Annotated in this window: 4 protein-coding genes; all 4 read left to right on the plus strand. The window is 44.8% G+C overall.

What is annotated here, in order from left to right; genetic code table 11:
• Nucleotides 1-203: 203 nt before the first annotated feature.
• Nucleotides 204-593, plus strand: a complete 390-nt coding sequence (locus tag AC5JMK_RS07900; protein ID WP_495909809.1) for a hypothetical protein — start codon at nucleotides 204-206, stop codon at nucleotides 591-593.
• A 121-nt stretch (nucleotides 594-714) separates the two neighbouring features.
• A complete protein-coding gene (locus tag AC5JMK_RS07905) occupies nucleotides 715-7,812 on the plus strand; it encodes a PAS domain S-box protein (protein ID WP_495909810.1) in 7,098 nt (2,365 codons plus the stop codon).
• Entirely contained in the window at nucleotides 7,809-8,438 is a 630-nt protein-coding gene (locus AC5JMK_RS07910) for a response regulator (RefSeq protein WP_495909811.1), read from the plus strand. The genes AC5JMK_RS07905 and AC5JMK_RS07910 overlap by 4 nt, the downstream gene beginning before the upstream one ends.
• 410 nt (nucleotides 8,439-8,848) lie before the next feature.
• On the plus strand, nucleotides 8,849-9,478 hold the full coding sequence (locus AC5JMK_RS07915; protein WP_495909812.1) for a DsbA family protein: 630 nt from the start codon (nucleotides 8,849-8,851) through the stop codon (nucleotides 9,476-9,478).
• Nucleotides 9,479-9,495 lie beyond the last annotated feature (17 nt).

A 9,495-nucleotide genomic window follows, 5' to 3' on the forward strand; every position in this document is an offset into this window, starting at 1 on the left:
ATCCACCCTGCCGATCCTTGTTCTACCAGTTCATAAATTTGGCGAAGGTATTGTAATAAATATCATATAATCTTGTATTTAAGATACGTTCATTTCTCCAAACATATTTTACTAGATATTTATGTAATTAATTCTGTCCAACTACTTAGTTTTATCGAATTACGAATCGCGAATAAAGTTCGCGAACATTTTTATTTTTGTTTATGTCAACGGATACAAAAGCCTCTGGACAAGATGATTTAATCACACGTACTGACCAATTAGCCAGTACAATAGAACGTTTGGAGCAAGAAATTAAAGTTCTTCAAGCAACTGGATTGGTTGCTCCATCTGGGTGTTGGATAGTACGTTACTTAGCCAAAGGGAAAAAGAGTGCCTACTGGTACTATAAATTACAAGCTTCTGAAGCGATTTTCCCTACTAAAACTAAGGGGAAGTACACTAAATATAAGCATCTTGGAAAAGCTGGTAGTAAAGCTTACCTGAGCGCGGTTGAACAAGTAGCTACCAGAGCTAAGATTGAAGGACTGCAACGAGCTATAGATACTTTACTTCAAGGTTCAGCTGACTTAATAGATGAAGCCAAAAAATAGAAATAATATAAATATATAATCTTGTTCGCGAATTTTATCCGCGAACAAGATTTTTTGTCCAAAGTCCAATAAACGATATACTTTGTGATATCGCTGACGATACTCATAGGAAGAAAATCCAATGATTGCCTTACCTGGAGTTACCATCCACAGCAAAATCTACGAAAGTTCGCTTTCTCTGGTGTATCGGGGCATAAGAGAGCGGGAGAATTGTGCAGTCATCGCTAAAGTTCTGAAGCAGGATTATCCTTCTTCTTGTGAATTAACTCGTTATCGGCAGGAATATGAAATTACCTGTTCCCTCAACATCGAAGGCGTAGTTAAGGCATACAGTCAGCAGAACTATCAGCGCACGCTCTTCATTCTTCTAGAAGATTTTGGCGGAGAGTCTTTAGAATACTGGATGCGGCAGCAATCAGACTTCTGCCCCATGCCCTTATCTACTTTTCTAGGACTGGCGATCGCCATTACCGATACTCTAGGCAGAATCCATGCTGCAAATGTCATCCATAAAGATATCAACCCTGGTAACATTGTCTTTAATCCAAACACTGGCGTTGTCAAAATCATTGATTTTGGAATTGCCACTCGCTTGGGCCGCACCAATCTCACGTTCAAAAGTCTCCATCTTCTGGAAGGAACCCCCGCCTATCTATCCCCAGAGCAAACCGGGCGGATGAACCGGATGCTCGACTATCGCACTGATTTTTATTCACTAGGCGCAACCTTTTACGAACTGTTGACTGGACAGCTACCGTTCCCCACCCAAGACATCCTAGAACTAGTTCATTGCCATATTGCCAAACCGCCGATTCCTCCGCATGAATTGAATGCCACGATTCCCAAACCCATCTCAGACATAATTTTGAAGTTGATGGCGAAAAATGCGGAGGATCGCTATCAAAGTGCCTGGGGCATCAAAGCGGATCTAGAACGCTGCGTCGGGCAACTGGCAGAAATGGGTGAAATGAATGCCATATCGTTGGGACTGCAAGATGTTTCCGAACAGTTTTGCATTCCTCAAAAACTGTATGGACGAGAAGCCCAGATTGAAGCGTTATTGGCGGCGTTTGACAGAGTGGCCCGAAAACAGACATGCGGCGAAATTTGTCAACTAGAGTCAGGCATAGAAAATGCTCAACTCAATGTCGAACTCATGCTCGTTGCTGGTTACGCTGGGGTTGGCAAAACAGCATTGGTGCAGGAACTTTATAAACCGATCACAGCAAACCACGGCTATTTCATATCGGGTAAATTTGACCAATTTGGGCGCAATGTTCCTTATAGCGCGATCGCCCATGCCCTGCAAAAATTGGTGCAGCAACTTCTGGGAGAACCTGACGAGCAGTTGCAACAGTGGCAAGAGCACCTACTCACCGCTTTGGGAAACAACGGACAAATCATCATTGATGTCATCCCCGAAGTTGAGTTAATCATTGGCAAGCAGCCGCCTGTACCAGAAGTTGGAGCAACTGAAGCACAGAATCGCTTCAATCTAACTTTTCAAAGGTTTATGCGGGCGTTTTGTGCAAAAGAGCATCCCCTGGTGATCTTCTTAGACGATCTCCAGTGGATCGATTCTGCGACACTGAAGTTAATTGAACTTATATTACTCGACGAGCAAACCCAATATCTCTTTTTAATTGGAGCCTACCGAGATAATGAAGTGACTCCAACGCATCCATTGGTTTTGACGCTAGAGAAACTGCGAAAAGGGGGAGCAGTACTTCAGGAAATCATTCTCACCCCCCTAACACTGGAACCGTTAAGCCAACTGATAGCTGAGACATTACATCACAATCCTGATACCGTTCGTCCCCTAGCCCAAGCTGTATCACGTAAAACCGAGGGCAACCCTTTCTTTGTCGGTGAATTCTTGAAAATGCTGCATGGCGAAAATCTGCTGACCTTTGATACACAACAGTTGAGCTGGCAATGGAACCTGACTGAGATTGACGCTCAAGATATCACTGACAATGTGGTGGAGTTGCTGTTGTGTCAGTTGCAGAAATTGCCCGAAGCAACACAGCAAATTCTCTGCCTAGCCGCTTGTGTTGGGGCTGAATTTGATTTGGAGACGTTGGCGATCGCCTGGGAAAAATCACCGAAAGCAATTTTCCAGGATTTACTAGCAGCAATCCAAGCCGGATTAATTCAACCCTTGTCTGACTTGGACGAAGATTTGTTAGTTCAAGAGTATAAGTTTTCGCATGATCGCTTTCAGCAAGCCGCTTATGCTTTGATTGATGAGTCGCACAAACAAGTTGTTCATCTCCAAATCGGTCGCAATTTACTCGAAAAAACTTCACCAGAGCAACTATCAGAGCGGCTGTTTGCCATTGTGGATCATCTCGATCGGGGAATTGAGCTAGTCACTGCTCAACTAGAACGAACTGAAATTGCCAGATTGAATTTAATGGCAGGTCAGAAAGCCAAAGCAGCAACGGCTTATGAAGCAGCGCTTCAGTATTTTAATACAGGGCTTAAACTCCTAGATACAGATAGTTGGCTCAGTGAGTATGACCTTACCTTAGCGCTGTACTCCCAAGCAGCAGAAGCAGCATATCTTCGTGGTCGCTTTGATGAGATGAACCAATTCGCAGAAGTGGTACTCATCCACGCTAAGACAGTGCTTGACAAAGTGCAGGTTTACAATAGTAGAATTCAAAGCTATTTGTCACAGGGCAACCTAAAAGAAGCACTTAAAACTGGGTTAGAAGTGTTAAATCTCCTGGGAGTAATCTTACCAGAAAATCCCAGCCAGTTAGATGTTCAAAGAGGATTGGAAGAAACGGCTTCCCTATTAGCTGGACGAGAAATCGCAGACTTAATTAATTCACCAAAGATGACGGCATCAGAACCGCGTTCAGCAATGTACATCCTGACGAATATCAGGGCTGTTGCATTTTTGGTGTCACCATTGCTGATGATACTGATTTTGTGCAAGATGGTCAATTTATCAATCAACTATGGCAATACTACTTGGTCACCACTGGGTTATGCTAGCTACGGACTTGTTCTATGTGGAATTGTTCAAGACATTGAACGCGGTTATCAATTTAGCAAATTAGCTCTGGGCTTGGCAGAACGATTGAATAGCAAAAAAGGGAGTGTTAAAGCATTGCTGGTAGTGAGTGCCAATGTCATGCATTGGAAGGTTCATTTTAGGAAAACAATACCAATACTGGTTGAGTCTTATCAAAACGGAGTGGAAACCGGAGACTTTGAATATGCTAGCTATGCTGCATATGGTGCATGTTATTACTTGTTTTTTGTCGGTGAGGAACTCACCCAACTGGAACAAAAAACGGCAACCTATAGCAAAGCGATCGGTCAAATCAGACGGGAAAACCCGTCGAATTGGCTTACAATGTTATGGCAGACAGTTCTTAATCTGTTAGGTAAGTCTCTTAATCTTAGCCGTTTAATTGGTAGGGTATATGATGAAGAGCAAGCGCTATCGCACGCTGTTGCAGTCAAAGACGGACTCGGAATTTGCTGCTTTTATTTAAACAAAGTTATACTGTGCTATCTATTTGGGGAGCACTATCAAGCTGTACAAAATGCTGTTTTAGCAAGGCAGTATTTTGAAGAGATAACACCATTGATGGTTATACCTTTATTCCACTTCTACGACTCTCTGGTGCTTTTGAGCCTATTTGTTGAGGCTTCAAGCTCCCAAAAAGCAGCTTGGCTGAGTTGTGTTAGTAACAACCAAGAAAAGATGCAAAAATGGGCAGATCACGCCCCAATGAACTATTTGCATAAATATTACTTAGTCGAGGCAGAGAAAGCGCGAGTCTTAGGGCAATTTCTTGAGGCTGAAGAGTTTTATGAACAAGCGATCGCAGGTGCTTCTGAACATGAGTTTATCCAGGAAGAAGCACTCGCGTATGAATTAGCGGCAAAACATTATTTGGCGAGAGGTCGGTCAAAAATTGCCCAAACTTACATGAAAGAGGCACATTATTGCTACGATCGCTGGGGCGCAGCGGCAAAGGTCACAGATTTAGAAACTCGCTATCCGCAGTTTTTCTCGCAGTCTCCCAGGGTGGTTCCCAGATCAATCTCCACCACTTCTGAGACGATCGCCAATACTTCCCATACTGCTTTAGATTTAGCGGCGGTGATGAAAGCCTCGCAAGCAATTTCTCGTGAAATTGAACTGGAGCAGTTATTGCGATCGCTGATGCAGATCTTAATTCAGAATGCTGGCGCTCAAACTGGATATCTAATTCTGGAAAACTCAGGAGAATGGTTGATTGAAGCTGCTTGTGAATTTAATGATGAGAATGTCTGCGATACGCAAGTGCTGCAATCCATTCCAACTGTGGATCAACTGCCTGAATCCATCGTTCAATATGTGATTCGGACTCAGGAATCTGTGACTTTAAACGATGCGATTTGCGAAGGTGCTTTTATTAATGAGCCATACATTCAACAACACCAAACCAAATCGATTCTCTGTTTGCCGCTGCTGAATCAAGCCAAGCTAGTCGGCGTGCTGTATTTAGAGAATCAGCTAGCGGCGGGAGCATTTACACCAGAGCGTACACAGGTCTTGCATTTACTATCAACCCAGGCAGCGATCGCCATCGAAAATGCCAAACTCTACTCACAGCTACGGGCCAGCAAAAATGAACTAACTCAATTCTTTGAAGCGATTCCGGTGGGAATCGTCGTTGCGGATACAACAGGTCGCCCTTGCTACTCCAATCAACAAGCAACCCAGCTAGTAGGCAAAACGTTCGATCCTGCCCTGACCGTGAAGCAATTGGCAAAGATTCATCAAGTTCAGTTAGCGGGAACGGATCAACCCTATCCGACTGAGCAAATACCGATCGTCCGAGCACTGAGCGGCGAACGCACCAAGGTTGATGATATAGAAATCCAGCGAGACGACACCACAATTCCGGTTGAGGCATGGGGAACGCCTGTTTTTGATGAACAGGGCAATGTGGCTTATGCGATCGCTACCTTCCAGGACATTACCGAGCGCAAACAAGCCGAGAAACTAATCGCCGACTACAGCCGTACCTTAGAGCAACAGGTCGTAGAACGAACGGCCGCTTTACAGGCAAGCGAAGCCGCACTCCGCGACCGAGAACAAGAGTTACGGCTGATCACTGATGCTCTCCCTGCCCTGATTAGCTATGTCGATCTAAATCAGCGCTATCAGTTTGTTAACCGAAACTTTGAAGTTTGGTTCTGTCGTAGTCGAAATGAAATTCTGGGCAAGTCTATCCGCGAACTTTTGGGTGAGGCGGCTTACCAAGTTGTTCAAGTTTATGTCGATCGAGTGCTGGCAGGAGAGAGCGTCACCTATGAGGCAGAAATGCCTTATCCGTTTGGCAACAAGTATGTCAGTGCTACTTTCATCCCCGATTTTGATCGCCACAATCGAGTCAGAGGATTATATGGTCTAGTTACGGACATTAGCGATCGCAAACGAATAGAGGACGCACTACGGCAAAGCGAAGCAAACTATCGCAACTTAATAAAAACTGCGAACTCAATCATCATTCGCTCTGATATGCAAGGGCGAATTCAATACCTAAACGATTACGGGCTGAGATTTTTTGGCTATGAGGAACATCAGATTTTAGGGCGTACCCTTTTAGAAACGATCGTTCCAGAGACTGAAACCTCTGGGCGAAATCTCAAACAATTTGTTCATGATGTGATTCACAACTTTAAATCTTACTCGCCTGAATCTTACTTTCAGTCCGAGAATGAAAACCTGTGTCGAGACGGCAGGCGAGTTTGGGTTGCCTGGTCAAATCAAGGAATTTTAAATGAACAAGGAGATTTAGTTGAAATCTTATCGGTTGGACATGACATCACCCAGCGCAAACAAGCAGAAGAGGCATTACAACGCAGTGAAACCAAGTTCCGCAGTATTTTTGAAAACTCGCAGGTTGGCATCTTCCGAGTCCGCCTCTCGGATGGATTAATTCTCGATGCCAATCAACGCCTTGCGGATCTGTTTGGCTTTGATTCACCCGATGAGATGATTGGCATCAAACGCAGCACAGACTTTTATGTGAATCCCAGCGATCGCCCACAAGCGGTTGAATTGCTGAAGGGTCGGGGTGAAATGCGAAGCTTTGAAAAGCAGGTACGAAGACGAGACGGCACGCTATTTTGGGGACTTTACTCCTCTCGCCTGAATGCAGCCGATGAATGCATAGACGGCGTGATTGCAGATATTAGCGATCGCAAACAGGCAGAAGTAGCATTGCAAGCCTCTGAAGCAGAACTGCGGGCGCTCTTTTCAGCCATTCCCGATCCGCTGTGTGTTGTCACTGCCCAAGGACGAGTGATCGAAACCGTTGAAGGAAATCCGAGGCAGTTGTATAGCCCAGTTGAGGAGAAGGTTGGTAAAACACTGCATCAGATCTTTGAAGAAGAACAAGCCGATGAATTCATGAATTACATTCAGCAAGCGCTGAGAAGCCAACAAGTACTTACAGTGGAATACAGCCTACAGATAGCTGGACGAGAAACCTGGTTTTCGACGCGCATTGCACCGATTCAGCACGAGCAGGTCATTTGGCTGGCGCGAGATATTACGCTGCAAAAGCAAGCAGAAGCTGCCTCAATTTTGGAAGAACGCAACCGCATGGCGCGTGAAATACACGATACACTAGCCCAGGCGTTTACAGGTGTTCTGGTTCACATGGGAGCCATTTCTCGATTAGTAAAAACCAACCCAGAAGCAATACAATCGCATATTCAGACCGTGCGCGATCTAGCTCGCAGCGGGCTGACAGAGGCTCGACGATCTGTTGCGGCACTGCGTCCCCAGTTACTAGAAGAGGGCAACCTGTGGACTGCGCTGGAGCGATTTGTATCTAGTATGCAATTCTCAACCGAAACCCGCTTGATTTGTGAGATTGTTGGCACGCCTTATGCGTTACCCCCTGACACTGAGAATAACCTGCTGAGAATTGGACAGGAAGCATTTACAAACGCGGTTAAGTATGCTCATGCGAACGAGATCCGGATTGAGTTAGTCTATGAATCTACACAATGCTTTTTACGAATTAGAGACGATGGACAAGGATTTGAAGTCAACAGCACAACCCTAAGTCAGGGGTTTGGCTTACTGGGTATGAGCGAACGAGCGGAACACATTAAAGCACAGCTCTCAATTGACAGTCAACTAGGGCAGGGAACAGAAGTGAGCGTATCTGTACATCGGGAGGCAGCAGTATGAGTCAGTCTGTAGCAATCCGTGTTTTGATTGTTGACGATCACTCCATTGTCCGACAAGGACTAGCCGCGATGATTGAAAATGAGCCGGACATGATGGTGGTGGGGCAGGCGGGGAATGGGCAGGAAGCGATCGATCAATATCGACAATTACAGCCCGATGTCACCTTAATGGACTTACGGATGCCGCAGATGAGCGGTGTCGATGCCACGGTGGCAATCTGTGCTGAATTTGCCCATGCCTGCATTATCATACTAACGACCTACGACGGTGACGAAGATATTTATCGTGGATTACACGCCGGAGCCAAAGGTTATCTGCTCAAGGATGCTGAACCGGATGCACTCCTCAATGCCATTCATATCGTTCACAGTGGGCAACAATATATCCCTCCTGAAGTTGCTGCTAAATTGGTGCAACGCATGAAAAATCCAGAGTTGACCCATCGAGAGCAAGAGATAGTTCATCTCATGGCAGACGGCTTAAGCAATCATGATATTGGTGCGGCTTTGAATATTACTGAAAGTACTGTTAAATTCCACATCAACCGAATTTTGAGTAAATTGGGCGTGAGCGATCGCACTCAAGCAGTCGTCACAGCCCTGAAGCGGGGACTCACCAACTTGTGACTGAACTTAAGTTCGGTTGATGATTAGTTGTAGAGACAGGTAGCAATTGTCGTTTCATCTCTGCAAACACTCAACTCTGGGTTGGCGACAACGCTGCATTAATTTCATAGGATGAAGTCATACAAATGACAGTTTAAGAAGTAAAAAGTAAAAAGATAATCCCCATATAAATTTAGGGGATTTAATAAGGACGCATTGTTTCTTGACGGCAGTCGCTTATGGGGGAAACCCCCAAGACCGCGCTGCCTCCACTGTGTGTCTCGAAACAAATCTTTTTATTTCTTTCCATAAATAAATTTAGGGGCATCAGACCATTTTTCTTTTTCTTTCTTTTGCCTTTTAACTTTTTACTTTTGCCTTGTTCGGTGAGGTTCAATCATTTCAGTTAAGAAAAATCACAGATATGAGTCATGGCAATCACTTTATGCTACATGAAATCCTTTTTGCTAAAAAGTCCGATGAATCAAGATAGTAATCCTAATCAACTCTTTGTTTTGCCCTCACAACGCGATCGCTACCAGGGGATACTCAGCGCCCCAATCGTACTCGTGGAATATGGGAATTATCAATCTCCTCAGTGTGGGGAAGTGCATCGGTTGATTCAGGCAATTCAGCAACATTTCGATTCCGTATTTCCTGAGGAGAATCGAGTATGTGTAGTATTTCGTCACTTTATTCAAAATTCAATCCATCCTCAAGCACACAAGGCAGCGGAAGTGGCGGAAGCAGCAGCAGCACAAGGTCAATTTTGGCAGATGCATGAGATGCTATTCACCCATCAACACGCGTTGGATAACGGCTATCTGGTGGAGTATGCCAATCGTTTAGGACTCGATATCTCCCAATTTCTGCAAGATATATCCAAGCGAATACACGTCGATCGCATTAACGAAGATATCGAAAGTGGACACCACAGCGGAGTAATAACTGCACCAGCACTGTTTATTAACGGAATTCGCTATAGCGGTCGTTGGAGCCTTGAGCAATTAATAGCAACTATTGTTATAGCGTTTACCGGTCTAATGAAGTACATTTATTAAGATAAAGCTGTGCATCT

The sequence above is a fragment of the Pelatocladus sp. genome, assembly GCF_059505505.1.

Coding starts and splice junctions, on each gene's coding strand:
- AC5JMK_RS07900 (WP_495909809.1), top strand. CDS start 204: ATGTCAACGGATACAAAAGCCTCTGGACAAGATGATTTAATCACACGT.
- AC5JMK_RS07905 (WP_495909810.1), top strand. CDS start 715: ATGATTGCCTTACCTGGAGTTACCATCCACAGCAAAATCTACGAAAGT.
- AC5JMK_RS07910 (WP_495909811.1), top strand. CDS start 7,809: ATGAGTCAGTCTGTAGCAATCCGTGTTTTGATTGTTGACGATCACTCC.
- AC5JMK_RS07915 (WP_495909812.1), top strand. CDS start 8,849: ATGGCAATCACTTTATGCTACATGAAATCCTTTTTGCTAAAAAGTCCG.